Source organism: Streptomyces sp. NBC_01116 (genome assembly GCF_041435495.1).
Taxonomy (GTDB): Bacteria; Actinomycetota; Actinomycetes; order Streptomycetales; family Streptomycetaceae; genus Streptomyces.
This window is the reverse complement of sequence record NZ_CP108644.1, coordinates 7,407,439-7,431,301: the sequence shown is the minus strand read 5'-3', so window position 1 is coordinate 7,431,301 and position 23,863 is coordinate 7,407,439. Positions and strand designations below refer to the sequence as shown.

At 72.8% G+C, this 23,863-nt stretch carries 19 protein-coding genes; 8 read left to right on the top strand and 11 right to left on the bottom strand.

Annotation, left to right across the window (positions count from 1 at the left end; genetic code table 11):
* Positions 1-175: 175 nt before the first annotated feature.
* The 4 genes from OG245_RS32590 to OG245_RS32575 are packed head-to-tail and all read right to left on the bottom strand — an operon-like array spanning position 176 to position 5,362.
* Complete coding sequence (locus OG245_RS32590; protein ID WP_371626925.1) at positions 176-1,138, bottom strand: LD-carboxypeptidase; 963 nt, start codon at positions 1,136-1,138, stop codon at positions 176-178.
* On the bottom strand, positions 1,135-3,150 hold the full coding sequence (locus OG245_RS32585) for a prolyl oligopeptidase family serine peptidase (protein ID WP_371626924.1): 2,016 nt from the start codon (positions 3,148-3,150) through the stop codon (positions 1,135-1,137). Before OG245_RS32585 ends, OG245_RS32590 begins: the two co-directional genes overlap by 4 nt.
* A 42-nt stretch (positions 3,151-3,192) precedes the next feature.
* Positions 3,193-4,536, bottom strand: a complete 1,344-nt coding sequence (locus OG245_RS32580) for a M20/M25/M40 family metallo-hydrolase (RefSeq protein ID WP_371626923.1) — start codon at positions 4,534-4,536, stop codon at positions 3,193-3,195.
* The gene (locus OG245_RS32575) at positions 4,529-5,362 is read right to left on the bottom strand and encodes a M55 family metallopeptidase (RefSeq protein WP_371626922.1); all 834 of its coding nucleotides are present in this window, start codon (positions 5,360-5,362) and stop codon (positions 4,529-4,531) included. The genes OG245_RS32580 and OG245_RS32575 overlap by 8 nt, the downstream gene beginning before the upstream one ends.
* 336 nt (positions 5,363-5,698) lie before the next feature.
* On the opposite strand from OG245_RS32575, the gene OG245_RS32570 reads away from it, so the two are divergent.
* Positions 5,699-7,087 carry a PP2C family protein-serine/threonine phosphatase gene (locus OG245_RS32570; RefSeq protein WP_371626921.1) on the top strand — a complete coding sequence of 463 codons (1,389 nt, stop codon included), beginning with the start codon at positions 5,699-5,701 and terminating at the stop codon, positions 7,085-7,087.
* Between the two features lie 260 nt (positions 7,088-7,347).
* Positions 7,348-9,030 carry a cytosine permease gene (locus OG245_RS32565; protein ID WP_371626920.1) on the top strand — a complete coding sequence of 561 codons (1,683 nt, stop codon included), beginning with the start codon at positions 7,348-7,350 and terminating at the stop codon, positions 9,028-9,030.
* 6 nt (positions 9,031-9,036) lie between these two features.
* Here OG245_RS32565 and OG245_RS32560 read toward each other — a convergent pair whose 3' ends face one another.
* A complete protein-coding gene (locus tag OG245_RS32560; protein ID WP_371626919.1) occupies positions 9,037-10,041 on the bottom strand; it encodes an aldo/keto reductase in 1,005 nt (334 codons plus the stop codon).
* A 130-nt stretch (positions 10,042-10,171) separates the two neighbouring features.
* Between OG245_RS32560 and OG245_RS32555 the strand changes: the two genes are divergently transcribed.
* Positions 10,172-11,095, top strand: a complete 924-nt coding sequence (locus OG245_RS32555; protein WP_371626918.1) for a LysR family transcriptional regulator — start codon at positions 10,172-10,174, stop codon at positions 11,093-11,095.
* Positions 11,096-11,126: 31 nt separating this feature from the next.
* Here OG245_RS32555 and OG245_RS32550 read toward each other — a convergent pair whose 3' ends face one another.
* From OG245_RS32550 to OG245_RS32535, 4 genes are all read right to left on the bottom strand, one after another.
* Entirely contained in the window at positions 11,127-13,598 is a 2,472-nt protein-coding gene (locus OG245_RS32550; RefSeq protein WP_371626917.1) for an MFS transporter, read from the bottom strand.
* 248 nt (positions 13,599-13,846) lie between these two features.
* A complete protein-coding gene (locus OG245_RS32545; protein ID WP_371626916.1) occupies positions 13,847-14,290 on the bottom strand; it encodes an SRPBCC family protein in 444 nt (147 codons plus the stop codon).
* A 106-nt stretch (positions 14,291-14,396) separates the two neighbouring features.
* Complete coding sequence (locus OG245_RS32540) at positions 14,397-14,540, bottom strand: hypothetical protein (RefSeq protein WP_371626915.1); 144 nt, start codon at positions 14,538-14,540, stop codon at positions 14,397-14,399.
* A gap of 426 nt (positions 14,541-14,966) precedes the next feature.
* Complete coding sequence (locus OG245_RS32535; RefSeq protein WP_371626914.1) at positions 14,967-15,359, bottom strand: VOC family protein; 393 nt, start codon at positions 15,357-15,359, stop codon at positions 14,967-14,969.
* Between the two features lie 136 nt (positions 15,360-15,495).
* Here OG245_RS32535 and OG245_RS32530 point away from each other — a divergent pair, with 136 nt between their 5' ends.
* Positions 15,496-16,527, top strand: a complete 1,032-nt coding sequence (locus OG245_RS32530; protein WP_371626913.1) for an Rv2578c family radical SAM protein — start codon at positions 15,496-15,498, stop codon at positions 16,525-16,527.
* Positions 16,528-16,682: 155 nt separating this feature from the next.
* Positions 16,683-18,269: an alpha/beta hydrolase gene (locus OG245_RS32525; protein WP_371626912.1), complete on the top strand. Its 1,587-nt coding sequence runs from the start codon at positions 16,683-16,685 to the stop codon at positions 18,267-18,269.
* Positions 18,270-18,288: 19 nt separating this feature from the next.
* Here OG245_RS32525 and OG245_RS32520 read toward each other — a convergent pair whose 3' ends face one another.
* Positions 18,289-18,861, bottom strand: coding sequence for an adenylosuccinate lyase (locus OG245_RS32520; RefSeq protein WP_371626911.1), 573 nt, complete (start codon positions 18,859-18,861; stop codon positions 18,289-18,291).
* Between the two features lie 358 nt (positions 18,862-19,219).
* On the opposite strand from OG245_RS32520, the gene OG245_RS32515 reads away from it, so the two are divergent.
* Together OG245_RS32515 and OG245_RS32510 are read left to right on the top strand one after the other, a co-directional pair.
* Positions 19,220-21,001, top strand: coding sequence for a 3-hydroxyacyl-CoA dehydrogenase family protein (locus OG245_RS32515; RefSeq protein WP_371626910.1), 1,782 nt, complete (start codon positions 19,220-19,222; stop codon positions 20,999-21,001).
* 91 nt (positions 21,002-21,092) lie between these two features.
* Positions 21,093-21,911, top strand: coding sequence for a TetR family transcriptional regulator (locus OG245_RS32510; RefSeq protein ID WP_371626909.1), 819 nt, complete (start codon positions 21,093-21,095; stop codon positions 21,909-21,911).
* On the opposite strand, the gene OG245_RS32505 is transcribed toward OG245_RS32510, so the two are convergent.
* Positions 21,898-22,692: a restriction endonuclease gene (locus tag OG245_RS32505; RefSeq protein WP_371626908.1), complete on the bottom strand. Its 795-nt coding sequence runs from the start codon at positions 22,690-22,692 to the stop codon at positions 21,898-21,900. The two genes, OG245_RS32510 and OG245_RS32505, sit on opposite strands and share 14 nt — an antisense overlap.
* Before the next feature lie 156 nt (positions 22,693-22,848).
* Here OG245_RS32505 and OG245_RS32500 point away from each other — a divergent pair, with 156 nt between their 5' ends.
* On the top strand, positions 22,849-23,646 hold the full coding sequence (locus OG245_RS32500) for a GNAT family N-acetyltransferase (RefSeq protein WP_371626907.1): 798 nt from the start codon (positions 22,849-22,851) through the stop codon (positions 23,644-23,646).
* Positions 23,647-23,863 lie beyond the last annotated feature (217 nt).

Sequence of the window (23,863 nt, the reverse complement as noted above, 5' to 3'; positions counted from 1 at the left end):
AGCCGTGTCAACGTATCGGCCAGGGGTTCTTGACGGATGTTCACGTCCCCTGCGCGAAAACACACATCCGTGCGGCTGTGCGACCGACGGACAGCGGCGCGGACGCGCGGACCACGGCACGGACGCGCGTCACAGGACGCCGATACCGGGTGGGGCGGCCGAGGAGGCGGGCGGGTCAGCGCAGGGCCGGGGTCTCGACGGTCAGCGTGCAACGCCCGCCGTCCGCCGGCGCGTCGAGCACCGCGGGCACGCCCAGGGGAATCGTCAGCGCGGTCGGACCATGGCCAAAGCCCAGCTCCTCGACCACGGGTATGCCCAGCGGGCCGAGCCGGTCGGCGAGCACGGCACGGATCTTCTCGTACGGGCCGCACTCCTGCCACGAGCCGCAGGCCACCCCGGCGACTCCGTCCAGGGCTCCGGACCGCAGGAGCCGGGTGAGGATGCCGTCCAGCCGGTAGGGCTCCTCGCCGGTGTCCTCGATCACCAGCAGTCCGCCCCGGGCGTGGGTCCGGCCGCCCGGGGCGCCGGTTCCGGCGGCGAGCAGGCTGACGCAACCGCCGTACAGGACGCCCCGCGCCCGGCCGGGGACCAGGGCCCCGGCCGACTCCAGGCCGAGGGTGCGCACGGTCTCCGGGGCGAAGAGCGTGGCCCGCAGATGCTCACGGGTCGCCGCGTCCCTGAGAAACACCTCGGTGGCGGCCATCGGCCCGTGCAGGGTCGCGAACCCGGCGCGCACGGCGAACGCCTCGTGCAGCACCGTGATGTCGCTGTAGCCGACGAACACCTTGGGCCCGGCGGCCCGGACCGCCGGCCAGTCGACCAGGTCGACCATCCGGTGGGCGCCGTAGCCGCCTCGGGCGCACATGACGGCCTCCACGGTCGGGTCGCACCACGCCCGTTCGAGGTCCTCCGCACGGCCCGCGTCCGATCCCGCGAGGTAGTCCAGCTCAGGGTGCCCGGTGAGGACATGGGCGCCGACGACGGGGTCGAGCCCCCAGCCGCGCAGGACGGCGAGACCCTCCTCCAGCCGGTCGGCGGGGACGGGCCCGCTGGGCGCGACGACGGCGACCCGGGAGCCGGCGCGCAGCCGGGGCGGCCGGGCGAGGGGCAGCGCCGGGCCCGTGTCCTCGCGGGTCACGTGGTCAGCTCCAGGAGCGGCACGTCGGGGCGTTCGAATCCGAACGTCTGCGCGTAGAGGGAGAGTTCGGCCTCCAGTGCGCGGACCAGGGTCTCCACGCGCCGGAAGCCGTGGCTCTCCCCCTCGAAGGCGATGTAGGCGTGGGCGACGCCCCGTCCGGCGAGGGCGGCGAGGAACCGCTCGCACTGGGCGGGCGGGCAGATCACGTCGTCCAGGCCCTGGAGCAGCAGGAAGGGGGTGTCCAGCCGGTCGGTGCGGTGGAGCGGCGAGCGTTCCCGGTAGCGCTCGGGCACCTCGGCGAACGGGCCGACGAGGGATTCCAGGTACCGCGACTCCAGGTCGTGGGTCTCGCCCGTGGCCCACCGTTCGAGATCCAGGATCGGGTAGAGAACCGTCCCGCAGGCGTAGACGTCCGTGCTGGTCAGTGATGCGGCGGTGGTCGTGCCGCCCGCACTGCCGCCCCGGATCGCGAGCTTGTCCGGGTGGGCCGCGCCCTCCTCGGCGAGGGCCGAGGCGACGGCCGCGCAGTCGGCCACGTCGACCACGCCCCAGTTGCCGCGCAGCAGTTCGCGGTAGCCGCGGCCGTAGCCGGTGGAGCCGCCGTAGTTGACCTCGGCCACGCCGATGCCGCGCGAGGTGAAGTAGGCGATCTCCAGGTCCAGGACGAGCGGGGCGTGGCCGGTGGGCCCGCCGTGCGCCCAGATGACGTACGGGGGCTTCTCGCCCTCGGGGCCGGTGCGGTCGGGGCTGTGCGGCGGGTAGACGTGGGCGTGGATCTCGCGGCCGTCGGGGCCGGTGAAGGTGCGGTCCTCGGGCGCCGGGTAGTACGCGGGGTCGACCGCGTCGTGGTGGGGTGCGCCGATGACGCGGGTGTGCCCGGTCGCCGTGTCCAGCTCGACGACCTCGGGGGCGCTGTGGGGGCTCGCCGCGACGCCGACGACCCGGCTGCCGTGGACGGCGAGCGTGTCGGACCAGGAGGTCCAGGGGCCCGGCACGTCGGCGAGTTCGCCGGTCTCGGGGTCGAGGATGCCGAGCCGCATGCCGCCCCTGCCGTGCAGGACGGCGACCAGCCCGTTGTCCAGCGGATGGAACCAGCGCAGCCCGATCTTCCAGAGTGGTCCGCCGAACTCCTCGCCCCGGGGCGGCAGGAGGCGGCTGCTGGGGACCGCGCCGCCGGGAGCCGCGTCGGGGCGGATGCGCTGGAGCTCCCACCAGCCGGCGAGGTCGGAGACGAACAGGAGGCTGCCGTCGCGGTCCCACTCCACCTGGCAGACCGATTCGTCGAGGTCGCCGACGAGCGGCCGTACGCGGGTGAACTCCCCCGTGTCGCCGATGTCCGCCAGCATGACCACCGTGCCGTCCCACGGCATCCGTGGATGGTCCCAGGCGATCCAGGCCGCCCGCCGCCCGTCGCGGGAGACCTTGGGGCCGGTGACGAACCGGTGCCGGTCGTCGGAGAGTTCACGGACCGCCGCCCGGTCGTCGGCCGCCGAGCCGTCGAGCGGCACGGCGGCGACGACGCGCCGTACGTCGGTGGGCGCGGGTCCGGTGAACTCCTCCAGCACGCACCAGACCTCGCCCGCCGCCCCGTGTTCCGGGCGGATCCGGGGGTCCACCCAGCGCAGCCCGCCGGCGACGTCCGGGACGGGAGTGAGCGGCCACGGCGCGCCGGGACCGTCCGGGGCGTAGGCGTACAGCCGCTGGTCGGTGAAGTGGACGAAGACCACGAGGAGTTCGCCGTCCTCGCGCACGGTGCCCGCCCAGGGCTGTCCGCCGTACTCGACCACCCGGCTGCGGGTGTTCCAGGGGGCGGGCAGGGCGGGTGCGGTGGAGCCGTCGGCGCGGCGGCGCATCAGGGCGCGCCGGCCGCCCTCGGCGGGGCGGGGCTCGGTCCACCACACCTCGTCCCCGATGGTGCCGAGGTGGTCGGGGCGTCCGTCGTGCGAGGCGGCGAGTGCCGCGTCGACCGGCGACGGCCAGGTTCCGTACGGGGCTGCTGGCACGGTGTTCACGTAGTTCGGTCCCCCCGGGGCGCTGATCGGGTCGGCAGACTGTCAGGCGGTGCGCAGGTAGTGGTCGAGGACGCGGACGCCGAAGTGGAGGGCATCGACGGGGACACGCTCGTCGACGCCGTGGAAGAGCCGCTGGTAGTCGAAGCCGACGGGCAGCTTCAGCGGGGTGAAGCCGTAGCCGGTGATGCCGAGGCGGGAGAACTGCTTGGCGTCGGTGCCGCCCGACATGCAGTACGGGACGGTGTGCGCGTCCGGGTCGAACCGCTCGACGGCGGCGCGCAGCTTGGCGTACGTCGGTGAGTCGACCGGGGCCGTCAGGGCTTGCTCACGGTGGTGGAACTCCCAGGAGACCGAGGGTCCGGTCAGCCGGTCCAGGGTCGCGTGGAACTCGTCGTCGCCGCCGGGGACCATGCGCCCGTCGATGAAGGCGGTGGCGTGGCCGGGGATGACGTTGACCTTGTAGCCGGCGTCCAGCATGGTCGGGTTGCTGCTGTTGCGGACGGTGTTCTCGACCAGGGACGCGGCCGGGCCGAGCTTGCCGAGGAGTTGGGGGACGTCGAAGCCGGGGTCGTCCAGATCGGCGGTGATGCCGTGCAGGGCGGCGATCTCGGTGATCGCGGCGCGGACGGTCGGGGTGAGGCGGATGGGCCACTCGTGTTCGCCGATCCGGGCGACGGCGGCGGCCAGGGCGCTGACCGCGTTCTCCCGGTTGACCTTGGAGCCGTGGCCGGCCCGGCCCTCGGCGGTCAGCTTCAGCCAGCCGGTACCGCGCTCGCCCGCCGCGATCGGGTACAGCGAGAGACCGTCGCCTGCGTGGAAGGTGAAGGCCCCCGACTCGCTGATGCCCTCGGTGCAGCCCTCGAACAGCTCCGGGTGCTGATCGGTGAGGAAGCCGGAGCCGTCGGCGGCGCTGTCCTCCTCGTCGGCGGTGTACGCGATGACGATGTCACGCCGGGGGCGGAAGCCCTCGCGGGCCCAGCCGCGTACGACGGAGAGGACCATCGCGTCCATGTTCTTCATGTCGACGGCGCCCCTGCCCCACACGACTCCGTCGCTCACCTCGCCGGAGAAGGGGTGCACGCTCCAGTCGGCGGGCTCGGCGGGCACCACGTCGAGGTGGCCGTGGACGAGCAGCGCGTCGGCCGACGGGTCGGTGCCGGGGATCCGGGCGACCACGTTCGTCCGGCCGGGGGTCCGCTCCAGCAGCGTCGGCTCGATTCCGGCGTCGGAGAGCCGCTGGGCGACGTACTCGGCGGCCGGGCGTTCCCGGCAGTCGCCGCCGCCCCGGTTGGTCGTGTCGATGCGGATGAGTTCGGAGGTGAACGTCACCACCTCGTCGAGTGCCTGCCGGTCGACGGGTCCGAGCAGGTCGGGGGCCTCAGCCATACTGTTCCTCCACGGCGGCCGACACGATCGTCGTCACCGCCTTGAACGTGCGAATTCCTTCGTACATCGTCGCGCTGGTGTACGCGACGCGCCTCTCCCCGCTCGCCGCCACACCGGGCACTACGGTCGCGGCGGCTGCCAGATGTTCGGCGTCGAACTCCAGCTCGACGGTGAACGTCTTCCCGGTGACGGGGTCCCGACGCCCCGCGAGCGCGGTGGCCGTCTTCGCCGCCGCCCGGATGTCGGCGGCGGTACGGGCGGGGGTGCGGCACACCGCGGCGTAGCGGGAGACGTAGTCCTTGACGGCGACCTTCCGGGCGTCCGGGGCGTATCCCTCGGCGTCCACGCAGGTCAGGTCGTCGCCGGTGACGAGGACGACGGGCACGCCGTACTCGGCGGCGACGTGCGCGTTGAGCAGCCCCTCGCTGGCGCGGACCCCGTCGAGCCAGACGCCGGTGATGGAGTTGGCGAGGTAGGTGTGGGCGAGGACGCCCTCCGTGCCGGCTCCGGTGTGGTAGCCGACGAAGGCCACCGCGTCCACGTCGCCGTGCTGGATGCCCTCGACCATGGACAGCGACTTGTGCTTGCCGGTGAGCATCTGGACGCGTTCGTCCAGGTGCTCCAGCAGCAGGTTGCGCATCGACCAGTGGGCCTCGTTGACCAGGACCTCGTCGGCGCCGCCGTCGTAGAAGCCGAGGGCCGCCGCGTTCACGTCGGAGGTGAACATCGACCGGCAGCGCTCCCACTGCGGCGTCCCCGGCAGCACGTCGGCCGGCCAGGTCACTCCGGTGGCGCCTTCCATGTCCGCGCTGATGAGGATCTTCATGCCGCCACACCGTACGCGCCGTGAGCGGCGCGGGCCAGGGAGGGGCGGCCCGTCAGAGGTCCAGTCCGCCGAAGGTCCCTCCCGTGGCCCCGCCGGTGCGCGCGCCGACGCTCACGTCGCTGCTCACGCCGGTTGCCCCGCCTTCGCTCCCGGCGGTGGCCCTCGTCGGGCGCCCGGGGCCCGGCCCGGCTCCACCGAGGGCCTTGAGCGCCGGTCGTCCGGGGGCCGTGCGGGACCTCGGCGGCCCGCATGCCCGGAGCCCCCGCGTGCTGAAGACTGGGAGGGACCGACGGCTCACGTCCCCGGCGTTACGTGCGAGAAGGGCCAGGAACCAGTATGTGCGCGAAGCAGGATGACGCGGGTGCCACGCCTCACCGCGGGTCCGGCACGGAACGGGACACGGACGGCTCGGATCACTTCGAGGTCGACGAGGAGGTTCAGCGCGCCCTGGACCGGCTCACGCTGCTCATCAACGCGGCAGAGGCCCTTTCCAGCACGCTCGAAGTGGACCAGGGGCTCCGCCGACTCTGCCGCACGCTCGTCCCCGGCCTCGCCGACTGGTGCGCGGTCGACCTGCTGGACGACCACGGACGGCTGCGCAGGACCGTCGTCGAGCACCGGGACGCCGATGTGACATCCCCGGGCCTGGACGAGGGGCTGCTGCCTCCGGCCGAAGGGTCTTCGGCCCCGGTCGCCCGGGCGCTGCTCGGTGTGGGCCCCGTACTTCTCACGGACTTTCCCCCGCCGAAGGACGAGGACGACCCCCTGTGCCTCCGGGAGAGGCAACTTTTCGAGCGGCTCGCGGCCGACACGGCGGTCGTCGCCCCGCTGAGAGCCCGGCGGCAGGTACTCGGCGTGCTGACCCTGGTCCGTACCCGCAGGGAAGTCCGGCTCACCGAGGACACCCTCTCCCTCGTCGAGGACCTCGCCCACCGCGTGGCGCTGGCCGTCGACAACGCGCGCCTGCACGCCGAGGCCCAGCACACTGCCGAGCGGTTGCAGCGCTCCCTGCTGCCCGAGCTGCCCACGGACGGGCCGCTCGAAGTGGCCGCCCGGTACCGGCCCGCGAGCACCACCGCGCGCGTCGGCGGCGACTGGTACGACGCCTTCGTGCTGCCGGACGGAGCGATGACACTGATCATCGGTGACATCGCGGGGCACGACCTGCGGGCCGCCGTCATGATGAGCCAGACCCGCAACATGCTGCGCGGCATCGCCTGCGACCGCAAGGAGCCGCCCGGCAAGATCCTCGCCCGGCTGGACGCGGCCCATCACATCCTCTATCCCCATCAGACGCTGACCTGTATCTACGCGCTGGTCGAACGGCTGAGCGCGGACGAGCCGTGGCTGCTGCACTACGCGGTCGCGGGCCATCCCGCCCCCCTGCTCGTGACGCACGACGGGGAGACCCGCTTCCTCACCGGCGGCCGCGGCGTCATGCTCGGGGTGGAGCCCGAAGTCCACCGCCCCGCCACGACCGACACTCTGCCGCCCAACTCGACCGTGCTGCTCTACACGGACGGCCTCGTCGAGCGGCGCGAGGAGGACCTGGACCGAGGTCTGGCGCGCCTGAGGCAGCACGCGGCGGCCCTGGCCCGCGAGCCGCTCACGACGTTCTGCGACGAGATCCTGGAAGGCCTGGCCGGAGACGGCTCGGACGACGTCGCCCTGATCGCGGTCAGAACGGCGCCCCCGCAGGCCGGGCCCGCCGTGGCCACCGCCTGAGCGGCCGGGACTCCCGCTCCCTCCGCACGACCGAAAGCCCGGTCCTCGGCCGGGCAACGCCGTCCGCACCGCAGCAGGCCGGCTGGATCCGTCCACGAGCAGGCCGCGTGCGTGATGCCCGCAGAGCACGCGTCGCTCGCACGTGAACGCATGGCTCCGGCGCTTCCTGACGCACCGTCGGCACCCCGTGAGCGTGCCGAAACTCCCCCGTCACACCGGCCGTACGCGAGGGAAACGGCGGCTGCCTACCGTCGCCCGCCATGGACACCCGCACTCAGTTCGCCGAACCGGCCCCACCGGACCCCGCACCGCCCGCCGCACCGGACACCGCTCAGGCGGTGCGGGAGACCCTGGAGGACTACACCCTCCGCTTCGCGCCGCGCAGTTACCGCCGCTGGACCCCGATGGTCGTGGCGACCGCCGCGCTGGGCGGCATCGCGTACATGGCCGACTTCTCCATCGGCGCCGGCATCGCCATGGCCCACGGCACCGGCAACGCGCTGGTGGCGATCACCGTCGCGGCGGCGCTCATCTTCGTCACCGGCTTCCCGCTCGCCTACTACGCCGCCCGCTACAACATCGACCTGGACCTGATCACCCGGGGCTCCGGCTTCGGCTACTACGGATCGGTCCTCACCGGCGTCATCTTCGCCAGCTTCACCGTCATCTTCTTCGCCCTCGAAGGCGCGATCATGGCCCAGGGCCTCAAGCTCGGCTTCGGGCTGCCGCTGTGGCTGGGCTACGCCGTCTCCACGCTCATGGTCATCCCCCTCGTCGTCCACGGCATGAAGGCGCTCAGCAGGCTCCAGGTGTGGACCACCCCGATCTGGCTGCTGCTGATGATCGGACCGCTGGTCTATCTGGTCGCCACCGACCCGGGCACCGTCGACAGCTTCCTCGCCTACGCGGGCACCGACGGCGAGGGCGGCCTCGACACCGCGTCCGTGCTCCTCGGCGCGGGCGTCTGCCTCTCCCTCATCGCGCAGATCGGTGAGCAGATCGACTACCTGCGCTTCATGCCGCCGAAGACCGCCGCGAACAGGCGCAGTTGGTGGACGGCGGTGGTCATGGCCGGTCCCGGCTGGGTGGTGCTCGGCGCGCTCAAGCAGGCCATCGGGGTCTTCCTCGCGGTCTACATCCTCTCCGAGGTGGGACCCGCCGCGGCGACCGAGCCGATCCAGCAGTTCCGCGGGGCGTTCGACGCGATGATGCCGTCCTGGCTGGTGGTCCCGCTGGCCGTGGTGCTGGTGGTGATCAGCCAGATCAAGATCAACGTCACGAACGCGTACTCCGGCTCGCTGGCGTGGACGAACTCCTTCACCCGCGTCACCGGGCACTACCCGGGCCGCATGGTCTTCGTCCTGGTCAACCTGGCGTTCGCGCTGATCCTGATGGAGGCCGACATGTTCAGCTTCCTCAACAGCATCCTGGGCTTCTACGCGAACTGCGCCATCGCCTGGGTGGTCACCGTCGCCACCGACATCGGGGTCAACAAGTACCTGCTGAAGCTGTCCCCGCACGCGCCGGAATTCCGCCGGGGCATGCTCTACGCGGTCAACCCGGTCGGCGTGACCGCGTTCACCGCCGCCTCCGGGCTGTCCATCGCGATGTACTTCCACGCCTTCGGGGACACGCTCCAGCCGTACTCCCCGGTCGCCGCCGTCGTGATCGCCTTCGTCCTCACCCCGCTCATGGCGGTCGTCACCCGGGGCAGGTACTACCTGCGCCGGAGCGACGACGGCATCCCGGCGCCGCTGCTGGACGCCGAGGGCAACCCGAGCGCGGTCACCTACGACTGCCACGTCTGCCGCCAGTCGTACGAACGCCCCGACCTGGCGGCCTGCCCGGCGCACGAGGCCATGGTCTGCTCGCTGTGCCTGAGCACGGACAAGGGCGGCGAGCACGTCCTGCCGGCCGCGCCGCCCGCCCGCTCCGTCACCTGACCCGAGTCAGGCGCTCTTCGCGTCCCGCAGCAGCTCCTCGATCCGGGACAGCTCGTCCCCGGTGAAGTCCAGGTTCCGGGCGGCCTCGACGCTGTTCTCCAGCTGGGCGACGCTGCTCGCGCCGACGACGGCGGAGGTGAGCCGGCCGCCGCGCAGCACCCACGCCAGGGCCAGCTGCGCGAGCGACTGGCCGCGCTCCTTCGCCAGGGCGTCCAGCGCGCGCAGCCGCTCCACCAGCTGCGGAGTGACGGCGTCGGCGCTCAGGAAGGGGCTGGCGCCGGCCGCCCGGGACCCGGCCGGAATGCCGTTCAGATAGCGGTCGGTCAGAATCCCCTGCTCCAGCGGCGAGTAGGCGATGGAGCCTGCGCCCAGCTCGTCGAGGACGTCCGGCAGTCCGTCGTCCTCGATCCGGCGGTCGAGCATCGAGTAACGGGGCTGGTGGATGAGGAGCGGGGTGCCGAGGTCGTTCAGGATCGCGGCGGCCTCACGGGTCTGCGCGGCCGAGTAGTTGGACAGTCCCACGTACAGCGCCTTGCCCTGCCGTACGGCGGTGTCGAGCGCGCCCATGGTCTCTTCGAGCGGGGTCTCGGGGTCGGGCCGGTGGGAGTAGAAGATGTCGACGTACTCGACGCCGAGGCGCCCCAGGCTCTGGTCGAGCGAGGAGCGCAGGTACTTCCGCGAGCCCCACTCCCCGTACGGCCCGTCCCACATGTGGTAGCCGGCCTTGGTGGAGATGACGAGCTCGTCGCGCAGGTGGGCGAAGTCGGTCGCCAGGGCCCGGCCCAGGGTGAGTTCGGCGGAGCCGGGCGGCGGGCCGTAGTTGTTGGCGAGGTCGAAGTGGGTGATGCCGAGGTCGAAGGCGCGGCGCAGGATGGCGGCCTGCGTCTCGGGCGTCCTGTCGCCTCCGAAGTTGTGCCAGAGGCCGAGGGAGAGCACGGGCAGCTTCAGACCGCTGCGGCCGGTGCGCCGGTAGGGCATGGCGGAGTAGCGGTCGGCGGACGGAAGGTACATACGGGGCTCCGCGGGAGGGGTACGGGGGCGGCGTGCCGGGACCGGCGCGCACCCGGTCCAGGCTTCCGCAGATGGATCCATCAGTCCAACAGGAGATTCCGCTCGGATTCATCGCCTAGATTGCTCAATCATGGAATTGCGTCAACTGGAGCACTTCGTCGCCGTCGCCGAGGAGCAGCACTTCACCCGCGCCGCCGAGCGCCTGGCCGTGTCGCAGTCCGGGCTCTCCGCCTCCGTACGGGCGCTGGAGCAGGAGCTGCGGACCCCGTTGTTCAGCCGGACCACGCGCACGGTCCGGCTCACCGAGGCCGGGCGGGCGCTGCTGGTGGAGGCGGAGCGCACGCTGGCGGGCGCGCGGGCGGCGCGGGACGCGGTCGATGCCGTACGGGGGCTGCTGCGCGGGACGCTGACGGTGGGGGTCGAGCAGTGCGTGGCGGGGGTGAGCCCGGCGCGGCTGCTGGCGGCGTTCCACCGGGAGCATCCGCAGCTGGAGCTGAGGCTGCGGCAGGAGGGCACCAGCAGCCTGCTGGACGGGGTGGCGGGCGGGCGCCTCGACCTGGCGTTCGCCGCGACGGTCAGTCCGGCGGAGTGGCGCGGGGAGCTGGTGCCGCTGGCCCGGGAGCCGATGGTGCTGCTGTGCGCGGCGGGCCATGAGTTCGCCGGGCGGCCGGAGGTGGGCTGGGAGGAGCTGCCGGGGGCGTCGTTCATCGACTTCCATCCGGACTGGGGTCCCCGCCGGGCCGCCGACGAGGCGTTCGCGGCGGCGGGGGTGCGCCGGACGGTGGGCCTGGAGGTCAACGATGTGCACAGCCTGCTGGAGCTGGTGCAGGAGGGGCTGGGGATCGCGGTGGTGCCGCACCACTTCTCCCGTAAGCCGGAGGCGGCCCGGCTGGTCGCCGTGGAGCTGACGGGGGCCCGCCGGCCGGTGTACGAGAGCGTGGTGGTGCTTCCGGCGGCCCGGAGCCTGAGCCCCGGGGCCCGGGCGTTGATGCGGCTGGTGCGGCAGGACCCGCTGCGGGAGCCGGTGCGGGAGCCGGTGCGGGCTCTGTCCTGAAGAACCCCGCCGGCCCCGGCACCCGTACGTCTCAGTCCTCGTGGCCGAGCTGGAGGTCGCGTTCGGTGCGGCCGCCGCCCGCGACCTGGAGGACGGTGGCGACCGGCGGGTATCCGGCGGCGATCACGGTGTACTCGCCGGACGACAGGTCGACGAACCGGAACGATCCGTCCGGGCCGGTGGTGAGGGTGTCCACCACGTTGCCCGCCGCGTCGAGCAGAGTGACCCGGGCGTCCTCGACGGGGCGTCCGCCGGTGGCCCGGACGACGCCGCGCAGGACGGCCCCGCCCGCCAGCTCGATGTCCTGCCGGGTCTCCCGGGCGGCCTGCACGCTGACCGGGAGGGCGGCCGGGCGGAAGGCGGGGGCGCTGGCGGCGAGCGTGTACTCGCCGGCGACCAGTTCACCGATGACGTAACCGCCCTCATGGCCGGTGCGGGTGGAGGCGACGACCTCGCCGCGTACGTCGGTCAGGGTGACGGCGGCGTCGCGCACGGGGGCACCGTCGGGGGTGAGGACGGATCCGGCGAGGCGTCCGGCGCCGCCGAGCACCACGTCCAGCTCGACGGGACGCTCGCCCACGGTGACGCTGACGGCCTGCGGCTGGTGTCCGCCCGCGGCGGCGATCAGGACGTAGGACCCGGCGCCGGGGACGCTCAGGGCGTACCGCCCGTCCTCGCCGCTGGCCCCGCGCCCGATCTGCCGCCCCTGGACGTCGATGAGGGTGAGGGCGGCACGGGTGACGGTGGTGCCGTCGGGGTGCTGGACGCTCCCGTGGACCGGGACGCCGGAGAGGTAGCCGGAAGCGGGCCGGCCGGAGTCGGCGCGGGCGGCGGGGATCGGGGAGGCCATGGCCTCGGCGGCGGCTTCGGGGCTGTGGTGGGACACCAGCGGTTTCTCCTTGAGGAAGAAGGCGAGGATCAGGCCGAGCACGAGCACCGGCACGAGGAAGAGGAAGATGCGCGGCATCGCGTCGACGTACGCCTGGATGTAGGCGTCCCGCAGCGCGGGCTCCATCGCGTGGACGATCTGCGGGGTGATCGACTCGGGATCGGGCAGCTCCGCACCGGAGGGCAGGCGCACCCCGAGGGCGTCGGAGAGCCGCCCGGCGAACAGCGTGCCGAAGATCGCCGCGCCGACACTGCCGCCGATCTGCCGGAAGTAGTTGTTGGCGCTGGTCGCGGTGCCGAGGTCCGAGGGGCGCACGGAGTTCTGCACGGCGAGCACGAGGACGGACATGACCAGTCCGATGCCGGTGCCGAGGACGGCCTGGTAGAAGCTGTACGCGAGAGCGGAGGTGTCCGCCTCCAGCAGGGACAGCAGCCCCATGCCGACCACCGAGACGGCGCTGCCGATGATCGGGTAGATCCGGTAGCGGCCGGTGCGGGTGATCAGCTGGCCGGAGACGATGGAGCCGCCGACGATGCCCATCATCATCGGGAGCATCAGCAGCCCGGACTCGGTGGCGCTGACCCCGTCGACCATCTGGAGGTAGGTGGGGAGGTAGCTGGCCGCCCCGAAGAGCGCGATGCCGACGACCGCGCCGACGAGACCGGTGATGTTGAAGACGGAGTCGCGGAAGAGCCGCAGCGGAATGATCGGTTCTGCGGCCCGGTGTTCGGCGGCGACGAAGAGCACCGTCGTGACGACGGCGCCCGCCGCGAGCCCCAGGATGGTGCGCGAGCCCCAGGCGTACTCGGTGCCGCCCCAGCTGGTGACCAGCACCAGACAGGTGGAGGCCACGGCCAGGAGCACCGCGCCCAGGACGTCGAGCCGGGGCCGGACGGCGGGCTTGGGCAGTTTGAGGACGACGGCGATGACGGCCAGGGTGACCAGGCCGAAGGGGACGTTGATGTAGAAGCACCACCGCCAGGAGACGTGGTCGGTGAAGAATCCGCCGAGCAGCGGGCCGGCGACCGAGGCGAGGCCGAAGACCGCGCCGATGAGGCCCATGTAGCGGCCGCGTTCCCGGGCCGGGACGATGTCCGCGATGATCGCCTGGACGCCGATCATGAGACCGCCGCCGCCGATGCCCTGGAGGGCGCGGAAGGCGATCAGTTCGTCCATCGTGCGCGACCAGCCCGCGAGGGCGGAGCCGATGATGAAGACGACGATGGCGAACTGGAAGACGCCCTTGCGGCCGAAGAGGTCGCCGAGCTTGCCGTAGAGCGGCAGGACGATGGTGGAGGCGAGGAGGTAGGCGGTGACCGCCCAGGACATCTTCTCCAGGCCGTGCAGCTCCCCGACGATCTTCGGCAGGGCGGTGGCGACGATCATCTGGTCGAGCGCCGCGAGCAGCAGGGTGAGCATCAGCCCGAGGAAGACCATGCGGACCTTGCGGGGGCTGATCTCCGCCGCGTCCGGGCCTGGCCCGGGTCCCGCCGGAGGGGCCGGCGGGGTCGGTGCGGCGGAGAGTTCGACCGTCGTCGCCGTACCGTCCGGCGCCGGGCCGTCCGGTCCCGGGCCGTCCGGCTCGTCCTTCACCAGCGTGATACCACCCACCACGTAACGCTCCCCTCGTCGCACCTGCGCCGCCCATTTCTCGCATCGCGCGGCGAGGCGGGGCAAACGTGATGAGGGGCGTACGCGGCGCGCACAGAGGGCTTATGTGCCGGTGGGAGGTGCTACGGCGCACAACCGGCCGTTCCGGAAAACCACCCGTTCCGGTGAGGCCGTTCGTCCCGCAGAGGCCGGACCTGTCCGGCCTCCGGTGCGGGGAGGGGGAGTCGGAACGCCCCCGTGGCCGTTCGGTCCTACTTCTCCACCTCGGTGGCGAGGTTCTGGAGCAGCTCGTCGTAGATCCGGCCGAGACCCTTGGGCGCGAAGGTGCGCTCGAAGAACCCGCCGATGCCGCCCGCACCGTCCCAGACCGTGGTCACGACGGCCTTGGACTTCCCCTCGCCGGCCGGGGTGACGGTCCAGGTGGTGACCATGGAGGAGTTGCGGTCCTTCTCGACGAGCTGCCCGTCGGTCGGCTCGCTGACGTCCAGCAGGCAGTCGCGGACGCGCTTGCTGGTCGCCTGGAGCTTCCAGTGCACGAGGCTGCCCTCGCCGTCGCCGCCCTCCCGGACCTCGTACTCGCTGAAGTGCGCGGTGAGCACCTTGCCGCGGACGTCCTTGTAGTCGGCCAGCGCGTCGAACACCGCCTCCGCGTCCGCCGCGATGATCCGCTCCGTCGTGGCCTCGACCTGCGCCATGGCTGTTCCTCCAGCACTCGGTTGTTCGGTGGGTGAGCTGAGCCAACCACCTCGGGCGCAGCCGCTCAAAATCACGACCGGTCGTGACCGGTTCCGGTACCTGTGGTCACAGGGACGTGAACCATGCGGCGAGCGCGCTGCCCACTGCTGTGGCGAGGGCCGTCACCAGCCGTCCGGGGATGCGCTGGACGGTCAAGTGGACTTCGCCTATGCGTAGTTCGAACGCGGGACGGATGGGTGTGGACGGCATGACGCTCTCCCTGCTCGACGAGATGCAGCGACGTACTCGGATGGTGCCCACGTGGTGTCACGCATCATAACGACCTGTTACCTGCGCATGGATGAGCACGGCAGCACGAGGGGCGCACGGGCCTGAGCAGGCAAGCTGTCGACCTGCGGCGATCCGCGACCCTGTCACCACGCCTCGCACCCGGGCGGTCGGCCCGGCGCGCGCACCACCATAGGCGGGCAGGTCGCGAGGTCGGTTCCGGTGCAGTGACGCCCTATCGGTCTGTTCTGGATCAGCGGTGGCGAACGCCGGAGCGGTGGCGGGCGCGGCGGTTGATCCACTCCAACGCCGCCAGGACGGCCATCGGGAATGTCGGTCCGGACCGGGGTCGTCAGCGGCGTCCCGGTCCTGCCCCCGTGCACCACCGTTCAAAGATCGGCTCGACGCTCACGGGCGGCGGCCCCCGAGGACGCAGAACTCGTTGCCCTCCGGGTCGGTGAGCACGACCCAGCTCGCGTCGCCCTGGCCGACGTCGGCGCGGCGGGCGCCCAGGGCGATCAGCCGGCGGACCTCGTCGCCCTGTTCCCGGTCGCTGGGGCTGACGTCGATGTGGAGCCGGTTCTTGGCGCTCTTGCCCTCGGGCACCCGCGCGAAGGTCAGCACCGGCGGCACCGGGCCGGGGCGGTCCGTTCCCTGACGCGCCACGGGCGGGCCGATGGTGACGACGCCTTCCTCCTCGCCCTCGTCCCGCACCTCGTAGTCGAGGACCGCGCACCAGAACCGGGCGAGGCCGACGGGATCCGCGCAGTCGATCGCGAGCTCCGTGAACCTACTGGCCATCGTCGGGACCTCCCGGCCGGATACAGCGGACCTGTCAGGGGCCACACGCTAGTCGCAGGGCGCCACGGGACCGCGCCTCGCACGATCATGGGAACAATTGTTCTATTCTGCGGGGAGTGCTACCGAGGAGGCGTCCATGCGCTGGGACAATCTGGTCGAGAAGAACTCGACGGCCGGGAACAGCGCGCTCTTCGCCGCGGACGCGGTGACCACGCGCACGTTCGACACCCCGGAATTCCGGGGCATCACCTTCCACGAGATCCGGGCCCGTTCGATCCTGAACCGGGTCCCCGGCGCCTCGCGGATGCCGTTCGAATGGACGGTGAACCCGTACCGGGGCTGCACGCACGCCTGCGTGTACTGCTTCGCCCGCAAGACCCACAGCTATCTGGACCTGGACACCGGCATCGGCTTCGACTCCCAGATCGTCGTCAAGGTCAACGCCGCCGAGCTGCTCCAGCGGGAGCTGGCCTCCCGGCACTGGCGCGGCGAGCACGTCGCCATGGGCACGAACGTCGACTGCTACCAGAGGGCGGAAGGGCGATACCAGCTCATGCCGGGCATCATCACCGCCCTGCGCGACCGGGCGAACCCCTTCTCGATCCTCACCAAGGGCACGCTGATCCTGCGGGACCTGGAGCTGCTGCGGCAGGCCGCCGAGGTCGCCGAGATCGGCGTCTCGGTCTCCGTCGGTTTCACCGACCCGGAGCTGTGGCGGACCGTGGAGCCGGGCACCCCCTCCCCCGGACGCCGGCTGGACGTGGTGCGCGCGCTCACCGACGCGGGGATCGGCTGTTCCGTCCTGATGGCCCCGGTCATCCCCTTCCTCGGCGACCGCCCGGAGCAGCTGCGCGCCACCGTCGCCGCCATCGCGGACGCGGGGGCGGCCTCGGTGACCCCCCTGGTGCTGCATCTGCGCCCGGGCGCGCGCGAGTGGTACCTGCGGTGGCTGGGGCAGCACCATCCGCGGCTGGTGGAGCGCTACGAGCGGATGTACGCGGACGGGGCGTACGCCCCCACCTGGTACCAGCGGCGGATCACGCGTCAGGTGCACGAACTGGCGGACGAGTTCGGGATCGGTCCGGCGCGCCGGGGCGAGCCCCGGCGGATCGGTCCGGCTCCGGCCGCCCCACCGGAGCCGGGCCCCACCCAGCTGACCCTGCTGTGAGGGTGCGGGCGGAGTCCGGGCGACCGCCCGCAGGGCCGATGGCGTGACCGTACGGGTCGGCTCCGCGCGGAGCAGGGCCTTCCGCGGGGGTGTTCGGGGAACATGCGGCGGGGACCGGTGAACCGGCGCCGCGTCCCGTCACCCCGGGAGGCCCCATGACGAAACGTGCAGGAATTCTGGTCGCCGTCGGTGCGACCGTCGCCGGTCTGCTGAGCGCCGCACCCGCGCCGGCCGCCGGCACCGCGGCGAGCGCGCCGCCCGCCCCGAAGCCGAAGTGGACCGACTGCCCGACCGACAGCTACCCGACGCTCCAGTGCGCGAAGGTCGGAGCCCCGCTGGACCACCGCCACCCCTCGGGCCGTCAGATCACGCTCGCCCTGTCCCGCGTCCCGCACACCGCGAAGACCTTCCAGGGCCCGCTGCTGGTCAACCCGGGCGGCCCCGGCGGCAGCGGCCTGTCGATGGCCGGGTTCGTGGCGTCCTCGCTGCCGAAGAAGGTCGCGGCCCAGTACGACGTGATCGGCTTCGACCCGCGCGGGGTCGGCAGGAGCACCCCGGCCCTGAACTGCCTGCCCGGACACTTCGATCCGGTGCGCCCGGACTCGGTGCCGGACTCCGCCCGTTCGGAGCGGATCAACCGCGACCGGGCGCGGTCGTTCGCCGAGGCCTGCGGGGAGAAGCACGGCGACGTGCTGCCGTACATGGACACGGTCAGCGCCGCCAAGGACCTCGACGTGATCCGTCGGGCGCTGGGCTCCCGGCAGATCAACTACTTCGGCTACTCCTACGGCACCTACCTCGGCGCGGTCTACGCCAAGCTGTACCCGGAACGCGTGCGCCGCCTCGTCCTGGACTCGGTCGTCGACCCGGACGACGTCTGGTACGAGGGCAACCTCGGCCAGGACCACGCGTTCGACGACCGCCACAAGGCGTTCGCCGCCTGGGTCGCGAAGAACGACGCCGCGTACGGCCTGGGCAGCGACCCGGCCGAGGTCGAGGCGGCCTGGTACCGGATGCGGGCGGACGTGGCGCGGGAGCCGGCGGGCGGCACGGTCGGCGCGAGCGAGCTGGAGGACACCTTCGTCCCCGGCGGGTACTACAACGGCTACTGGCCCTACCTCGCCGAGGCGTTCGCCGCGTACGTCGAGAACGGGGACGCCGAGGCGCTGGTCGAGGTGTACGAGAACTTCGGCGCGGTCGACGCGAGCGGCGAGAACGGCTACTCGGTCTACGCGGCCGTCCAGTGCCGCGACGCCGGCTGGCCCGAGCACTGGAGCACCTGGCGCAACGACAGCCGCCGGATCCACGAGAAGGCGCCGTTCATGACCTGGAACAACACCTGGTACAACGCACCGTGCGCGAACTGGCCGGTGGCGCCGCTGCACCCGGCCCCGGTGAACAACCGTCAGCTGCCCCCGGCGCTGATCCTCCAGGCCACGGACGACGCGGCCACCCCGTACGGCGGCGCGGTCAGCATGCACCGCAAGCTCACGGGCTCCAGCCTGGTCGTGGAGGAGGGCGGCGGCAACCACGGCATCACGCTGAGCGGCAACGACTGCCTGGACAAGCACCTGGCGGCGTATCTGACCGACGGCACGGTCCCGCGCGGCCGGGGCGAGGTGGACGCGGTCTGCGCCGCCCTCCCGGACCCGGAGCCGCTGCCCGCCGAGAAGGCGGCGGCCCAGTCCGTGGACAACAGCGAGGGCAGCCGCCTGCACGGCCTGCTCGGCTTCCGCCGCTGAGCGGCACGGGCCCGCCCGCTCACTCCCCCGGCAGCCTCCTGAGCGCCTCCGCCGCGGCCGTGCCGAGGCGCGGGTGCGGCAGGGCCGCCGTGAGGACCGGGCGGGCCTCTTCGTCGGCGAGGCGGCCGAGGCCCTCGACGCAGGCGAGGGCGACGCGCCAGTGCGGATCACCGGGGGCCAGCAGGCGCTGGAGGGTGGCGACCAGGGCGGGGACCGACTCGGGGGCCCGCAGGTCGGCGAGCAGGCGCACCGGGTGCAGGGCGTAGGCGGTGCGCAGGGTGTTGGTGGCGAGGGCGGCGGCCGCCCTCGGGGTGCGGGGGTCGCCCAGCCGGGCCAGGGCGTGGGCGGCGGAGACGCAGCGTTCGGGGTCGCGGTGGTTGAGCAGCAGCACCAGCGCCTCGAAGGCGCGACGGTCGCCCGCGCAGCCGAGCCGGAAGGCGGCCATCTCGCGGGCCCAGAGCGGGCGGTGCGGTTCGACCAGGACCCGGGCCAGCTCCTCGGGGTCCTCGGCGGCGACGAGCAGGGCGTACTGCGGCGACCCGGCCGCCTCGGGTTCCAGCCGGTCCATGAGTGAACGGAACTCCTCATCCATGACGCTCAGCGTATCGACGGACACGTTCCGTACGGGGCGGCATCGAGGAGTTCCTGTGGTCCAGGGCACAAGGGCCCAGGGGTGGCGCGCTCGTTACTCGCCGGTTACTCTCATCTGAGCGGGGCACACTCCCCGCAGGCTCCGGTGGCCTGGTGACGCAGCCATCCGGAGTGCTTGTCGGTTCGGCTTTTCCGTGCGACGTGACTTCGGGACAGAGTCCGTCACCCCCACGGCCGGGCGCGCTCCTCGCGCGCCGGCCCCGTGCACCACGACACGCACCTCCCGTACGCCACGCGCCGCTCCCTCATCGCCGCGCGTTCCGTGCTCCCACAGTCGTCACTCACCCTGGAGTCCCCTGATGGACACCTCTCTCTCCACCATCGCCGTCGTCGGCCTCGGCACCATGGGCACCGGCATCGCCGAGGTCCTGGCCCTGGCGGGCCGCGAGGTCATCGGCATCGACATCAGCGAGGCGGCCGCCCTGGGGGCCGTCGCCTCCCTCGAAGCGTCCATCGCGCGGGCCGTGAGCCGTGGACGGATCACCGAGCAGGAGCGGACCGACGCGCTGGCCCGGTTCCGTACGTCCGACGATCTGCGCGCCGCCGCCGGGGCCGAGCTGGTCATCGAGGTGGTGCCCGAGACGTACGAGATCAAGCAGCAGGTGTTCCGCGAGCTCGACGCGATCGTCTCCCCCACCGCCATCCTGGCCACCGGCACCAACGCCCTGTCGGTGACCCGGCTGGCCGCCGAGTCCCAGCACCCCGAGCGCGTCCTCGGCCTGCACTTCTTCAACCCGGCGCCCGCGATGAAGCTGGTCGAGGTGGTGTCCTCGGTGCTGACCGCGCCGCCCGCCGTCGAGACCGTCACCGCGCTGGCCCGGGAGCTGGGCAAGGAGCCCGTCGCGGTCGGCGACCGGCCCGGGTTCGTCGCGGACGGGCTGCTCTTCGGCTATCTCAACCAGGCCGCCGCGATGTACGAGGCGAACTACGCCTCCCGCGAGGACATCGACGCCGCGATGAAGCTGGGCTGCGGGCTGCCGATGGGGCCCCTCGCCCTGCTGGACCTGATCGGCGTCGACACCGCCCGCAGCGTCCTGGAGGCCATGTACGCCGAGTCCCACGACCGGCTGCACGCCCCGGCCCCCGTCCTCGGCCAGCTCAGCAGCGCCGGTCTGACCGGCCGCAAGGCCGGGCGCGGCTTCTACACCTACGACGCCCCGGGCGGCCAGACCGTGGTGCCCGACGCGCTGACCCCGGCGGCGGACGCCGTCTCCGGAGCCGGGCGCGAGGTGGCGTCCGTCGGCGTCGCGGGCTCCGGGACGATGGCCTCCGGGATCGCGGAGGTCTTCGCGAAGGCCGGCTACGACGTGGTGCTGGCCGCCAGGTCCCAGGAGAAGGCCGACGTCGCCAGGGGCCGGATCGCGAAGTCGCTGGAGCGTTCGGTGGCCAAGGGGCGGCTCACCGCCGAGGCCCGGGACGAGACGCTGGCGCGGATCACGGCGGCGGGTTCGCTGGACGCGTTCGCCGAGGTCGACCTCGCCGTCGAGGCCGTCGCCGAGGACCTGGAGATCAAGCGGCAGCTGTTCGCCACGCTGGACAAGGTCTGCCGGCCGGGTGCGGTGCTCGCCACCACCACCTCCTCGCTGCCGGTCGTCGCGATCGCCCGCGCGACCGCGCGCCCCGAGGACGTGGTCGGGATGCACTTCTTCAACCCCGCGCCCGCGATGAAGCTGGTCGAGGTGGTCCGCACCGTCCTGACCGGCGACGACGTGCACGCCACGGTCCGCGCGGTGTGCGCGAGGATCCGCAAGCACCCGGTGGACTGCGGGGACCGGGCCGGGTTCATCGTGAACGCGCTGCTGTTCCCGTACCTCAACAACGCGATCAAGATGGTCGAGCAGCACTACGCCTCGCTGGACGACATCGACGCGGCGATGAAGCTGGGCGGCGGCTATCCCATGGGCCCGTTCGAACTGCTCGACGTGGTCGGCCTGGACGTCTCGCTGGCCATCGAGAAGGTGCTCCACAAGGAGTTCCGCGATCCGGGTCTGGCCCCCGCGCCTCTGCTGGAGCACCTGGTCGCCGCGGGGTGCCTCGGCCGCAAGACGGGGCGCGGCTTCCGCGAATATGCCCGACGCTGACCCGGGAGCCGGGTGGGGCGGACTGCTGGGACCCTCCGGCGGTCCGCCCCCGCAGGCGCGCTCTCCTGCACCGATGCGTTACGTTCATGCCATGTCCCAGCCCGCCAAGTCACCCCGTGCCACCGCCGCGACCGACGCCCCGGAGACCACCACCGCGGGGACGCGCGCCGCCGCCCAACGGCTCAAGATGCGCCGCGAACTGGCCGCCGCCGCGATGGAGCTCTTCGCGACGAAGGGCTACGAGGCGACCACAGTCGACGAGATCGCGGGGGCCGCGGGCGTCGCCCGGCGGACGTTTTTCCGCCACTTCCGCTCCAAGGAAGAGGCCATCTTCCCGGACCACGACGACACCCTCGTCAGGGCCGAGGCCGTCCTCAACGCCGCACCCGCGCACGAGCACCCGCTCGACACCGTCTGCCGCGGCATCAAAGAGGTCATGAAGATGTACGCGGCCAAGCCCGCCGTCTCCGTGGCCCGCTACAAACTGACCCGTGAGGTACCGACCCTCAGGGAGGCCGAGATCGCGTCGGTGGCCCGCTACGAGCGGCTGTTCACCCGCTATCTCCTGGGCCACTTCGACGAGCGCGACCACCATGTGGGCAACGATGACCCGCTGCTCGCGGAGGTCGCCGCGTCCGCCGTCGTCACCGCGCACAACCATGTGCTGCGCCGCTGGCTGCGGGCGGGCGGGCAGGGTGACGTGGAGGCCCAGCTCGACCGTGCCTTCGCCATCGTGCGCGACACCTTCGGCACGGGCATCGGAGCGGGGCGGACCGCCGGGGCCGAGCCCGAGCGCGCCCCGGCCGCGACGGTGGCCGCGGACGGCGAGGTGCTCGTCGCGGTGGCGCGCACCGACGCCCCCCTCGACGAGGTCATGCGGACGATCCAGCAGGCGCTCAAGGTCCGCTGAGTCCGGCGGCGGGCTCCCCGGCGTCGACCGCGACCGCCGCCTCCCAGGGCGGCGGCGCGGCGCCCTCGCTCCAGGCGGCCAGCTCTTCGGGGCCGTAGCAGAGGATGGCGCACTGCTCCGCGTAGTCGAGCGCGGGCTCGGTGAAGCCTCCGGTGGACACGACGAGCGCGACATCCGCCTCGTGGACCGCGTAACAGGTGCCGCCGAAGCGCTGGAGGTCCTGGGAGCCGGCCCGGTTGTCCGGCCCGTAGCGCTTGCACTGCACGACCAGGCGGCGGCCGTCCGGGGTGGTGGCCAGGACGTCGGCGCCGAGGTCGCCCGCGCCGCCCACCACCTCGGCGTCGGCGCAGCCGTCGCGGCGGCAGAGGTCGGCCACGGCCTCCTCGAAGGCGTAGGGGTCCAGTTGGGCGTAGTCGACGGGGTGGGCGGGCTCCGGGAGCTCCGGGACGGCCCGCGCCCGGGCCTCCGCGCGGGCCGCCTCGGCGGCGTCCAGCTCCGCGAGGCCCGCGTCGACGATCCCGTACGCCGCTTCCGTCACGGTCTCGGCGACCCACCGGGCCCGTCGCCGGCGGCGCAGTACCAGCACGGCCACGACGAACCCCAGAAGGACCAGGACCACGGCGGCGGCCGGAGGGAGCCCGGTGCCGCGCCAGGCGGCCCGCAGCCCCATCCCGCCGCCCGCGACGATCAGCGCGATCAGCGCGAAACCGAACGTGGTGCGCCGGAGGTCGAAGGGAGTGCGCCGCTCGAGGACGGTCCGTCTGCGGATCGGTATCGCCATCGGTGCCCCACCCCTGCTTCTGCGGCCAGTTCAAGATCACTTGCCTGGACCACCTGCCCCGATCCGGGCTTCCGACGCGTCGGCCCCGAGTCGTTCTTCGCGGCAGGCGGCCGAAATCCACTGGTCCGCCGGTCGCCGCCGTGCTGAGGTGCGCGGATGCGAACCGACGAAGTACGCGACCTGTACGACCGCACGATGCGCGAGCACGCCCGCCCCGAGGGCCCCGGGGTCGAGGTCGAGCGGGCCGGGCCCGTGGTGCGCCAGGTCGGCGGCCCCGACGACTGGAACGGGATCGTCTGGTCGGCCCCGGAGCTGGACGCCGCGGGGGCCGACGCGGCGATCATGGCCCAGATCGGGCACTACACCGCGCTCGGCCACGGGGAGTTCGAGTGGAAGCTCTACTCCCATGACCGGCCGGCCGACCTGGGCGACCGGCTGCGCGCGGCCGGTTTCGTACCGGATCCGCCGGAGAGCCTGCTGGTCGCCCCGGTCGAGGCGCCGGCCTCCCCGCCCGGGGCCGGGCTGCCCGGCGGCGTCACCCTGTGCCCGGTGACCGACGCGGCCGGGGCGGAGCTGATGGCCCTGGCCCACGAGCGGGCGTTCGGCACGGACGCGGGCCGGCTGCGCCGCCAGGTGCTGACGCGGCTGGAGCGGGCTCCGGACGACTTCGTGGCCCTGGTGGCGATGGCCGGCGGGGAGCCGGTCGGCTCGGCCCGCATGGAGCTCTACCCCGGCACGGGCTTCGCCGGGCTCTGGGGCGGCGGAACGGTCTCCGAGTGGCGCGGCAGGGGCCTGTACCGGGCCCTGGTCGCCCACCGGGCCGCCGTGGCGGCCGAGCGCGGCTACCGCTACCTCCAGGTCGACGCGACCGACATGTCGGCGCCGATCCTGGGCCGGCTCGGCTTCACGGCCCTCGGCACGACGACGCCGTATGTGTACCGCCCGGCCCGATAGCCGCCCGCCAGCAGGACAGAACGCCCCATAACACCCATCGTGTTGCTCATGCGTGCCCACGGGATGGCAAGTGAGGGAAATTTTTGGCACTCGGTGCCTTGTCAGGTGTCACGGAGTGCCATACGTTGAAGGTGTCCGGGCGGCCGGCGTGCTGAGACCTCACACGCACGCCGGCTGTCCCCGCAACCACCGTGCTGCGCGCCCGGACGCCTGCGTC

Coding starts and splice junctions, on each gene's coding strand:
- OG245_RS32540 (WP_371626915.1), bottom strand. CDS start 14,540: ATGCCGTCCACACCCATCCGTCCCGCGTTCGAACTACGCATAGGCGAA.
- OG245_RS32530 (WP_371626913.1), top strand. CDS start 15,496: ATGCGCTGGGACAATCTGGTCGAGAAGAACTCGACGGCCGGGAACAGC.
- OG245_RS32515 (WP_371626910.1), top strand. CDS start 19,220: ATGGACACCTCTCTCTCCACCATCGCCGTCGTCGGCCTCGGCACCATG.
- OG245_RS32505 (WP_371626908.1), bottom strand. CDS start 22,692: ATGGCGATACCGATCCGCAGACGGACCGTCCTCGAGCGGCGCACTCCC.
- OG245_RS32535 (WP_371626914.1), bottom strand. CDS start 15,359: ATGGCCAGTAGGTTCACGGAGCTCGCGATCGACTGCGCGGATCCCGTC.
- OG245_RS32545 (WP_371626916.1), bottom strand. CDS start 14,290: ATGGCGCAGGTCGAGGCCACGACGGAGCGGATCATCGCGGCGGACGCG.
- OG245_RS32575 (WP_371626922.1), bottom strand. CDS start 5,362: ATGAAGATCCTCATCAGCGCGGACATGGAAGGCGCCACCGGAGTGACC.
- OG245_RS32565 (WP_371626920.1), top strand. CDS start 7,348: ATGGACACCCGCACTCAGTTCGCCGAACCGGCCCCACCGGACCCCGCA.
- OG245_RS32500 (WP_371626907.1), top strand. CDS start 22,849: ATGCGAACCGACGAAGTACGCGACCTGTACGACCGCACGATGCGCGAG.
- OG245_RS32580 (WP_371626923.1), bottom strand. CDS start 4,536: ATGGCTGAGGCCCCCGACCTGCTCGGACCCGTCGACCGGCAGGCACTC.
- OG245_RS32520 (WP_371626911.1), bottom strand. CDS start 18,861: ATGGATGAGGAGTTCCGTTCACTCATGGACCGGCTGGAACCCGAGGCG.
- OG245_RS32570 (WP_371626921.1), top strand. CDS start 5,699: ATGTGCGCGAAGCAGGATGACGCGGGTGCCACGCCTCACCGCGGGTCC.
- OG245_RS32525 (WP_371626912.1), top strand. CDS start 16,683: ATGACGAAACGTGCAGGAATTCTGGTCGCCGTCGGTGCGACCGTCGCC.
- OG245_RS32560 (WP_371626919.1), bottom strand. CDS start 10,041: ATGTACCTTCCGTCCGCCGACCGCTACTCCGCCATGCCCTACCGGCGC.
- OG245_RS32510 (WP_371626909.1), top strand. CDS start 21,093: ATGTCCCAGCCCGCCAAGTCACCCCGTGCCACCGCCGCGACCGACGCC.
- OG245_RS32555 (WP_371626918.1), top strand. CDS start 10,172: ATGGAATTGCGTCAACTGGAGCACTTCGTCGCCGTCGCCGAGGAGCAG.